Origin of the sequence: Rubellimicrobium roseum (genome assembly GCF_006152145.1) — a bacterium.
Taxonomy (GTDB): domain Bacteria; phylum Pseudomonadota; class Alphaproteobacteria; order Rhodobacterales; family Rhodobacteraceae; genus Rubellimicrobium; species Rubellimicrobium roseum.
In genome coordinates this window covers 1-1,357 of the sequence record NZ_VDFV01000145.1, presented here as the reverse complement: position 1 = coordinate 1,357, position 1,357 = coordinate 1, and the positions used below count along the sequence as shown (strand labels likewise).

Here is a 1,357-nt window from a genome sequence, read left to right as displayed (position 1 = left end):
ACCCCGGCCCCGGTCTCGATCAGAGACACGCGGCGCAGCACGAGCGCACGCATGATGCGCTCGCCCAGCATCGCCTCGGCCACCAGGGCCGCGCGCAACCCCGCAGGCGAAAGGACAAGGGTTTCAACCTCGCCGCGGGCCCGGCCGTCGACAAGGGCGGCCTTGCCCGAAAGCGCGCCGATCTCGGCCAGGAACTGGCCCTCACCCTGCTCGACGATTGGGATCGCGTGGCCCAGCCCGTCGGGATGCGTGATGGCCACCGACCCCCGGAGAACCACAAAGAGGCCGAGCCCGGGCTGCCCAGCACTGAAGAGGCGCTCGTTGTCTGCATAGGTCCGGACCTCCCCGAAGCGGCGCAGGCGGTCGACCTCGGCCGAGGACAGGCGCGGAAAGGCCTGCTCCTGCCGGCCGGCCAGAACGTTCCGATCAGCGAGCGCGTCAGTCATCGGGAGGGCTCCAGCGGAAAGGTCAGCGGGCAGAGGGCGGCAGACTGCTACGACGGGGGCAGATTGGAGGCATCTGGCTGGATGGGCAGGTCGCCCCGAGACGGGGCGAGCCGGACGCCAAGGGCTCAGACAAACTTCGGGATTGGGCCCGACTGCGGCGTGGGCTGACCGACATCGACCACCATGCGGTCCAGGTAGCACCAGCCCCAGCCTTCGGGCGGGTCGTAACCCTCGATGATCGGGTGACCCGTGGCGTGGAAGTGCGCCGTCGCGTGACGATTGGGCGAGCTGTCGCAGCAGCCCACATGGCCACAGGTCCGGCAGAGGCGCAGGTGGACCCACCGGCTGCCGGTCTGGAGGCACTCCTCGCAGCCCCGGGCGCTGGGCGTGACCTCGACAATCGTGTCCAGATGCGTGCAGGTCTCGGCCAAGATCGCGGCTCCTTCAATTTGGGCTGATCCTTGCGGACGTGCAGCCATCCCAGCAGACTCTGGCATCTCCCCAACGAGCTGGGAAGGCGGAAGGGCATGTTCCGGCATGACGGCCGGATCCCGTACGATCCGTTGGCGCGGAATGCATCATGTCGGACGCCCGATTGGGATCTCCTCGTAATTGGCGGACCCCGCCGAGATACGTGGAGATGCCGAGCTGGTGTTGTTGGTGTCCAGTTCCGATCCGCCGACATGACATCGTGAGCCGCAGCCGATTGGCTGGGTCGGCTGGCCGAGACGCCTGCCCAGAGGACGCGACTTCAGTCCTTCAGGAAGTCGATGAGCGCGCGCAGGGGGGGCGGAACCTGCCGCCGGCTCGAGTGGTAGAGGAACGCCCCTGGATAGGGCTGGGCGTTGTTGCGTAACCCATGAGCGAGGGGGCTCGCGCGGCGGGTCTGCCTGCTTATCTGGGCGGCCATG

General features: G+C 68.1%; 2 protein-coding genes. Both read right to left on the bottom strand.

Annotated elements, in window-relative coordinates; translation table 11 throughout:
- Positions 1–446, bottom strand: a 446-nt coding sequence (locus FHG71_RS23235) for a Crp/Fnr family transcriptional regulator (protein WP_139084172.1), incomplete at its 3' end; no start/stop codon positions are given.
- A gap of 125 nt (positions 447–571) precedes the next feature.
- Positions 572–877 carry a UBP-type zinc finger domain-containing protein gene (locus FHG71_RS23230; protein WP_176559615.1) on the bottom strand — a complete coding sequence of 102 codons (306 nt, stop codon included), beginning with the start codon at positions 875–877 and terminating at the stop codon, positions 572–574.
- Positions 878–1,357: the final 480 nt, after the last annotated feature.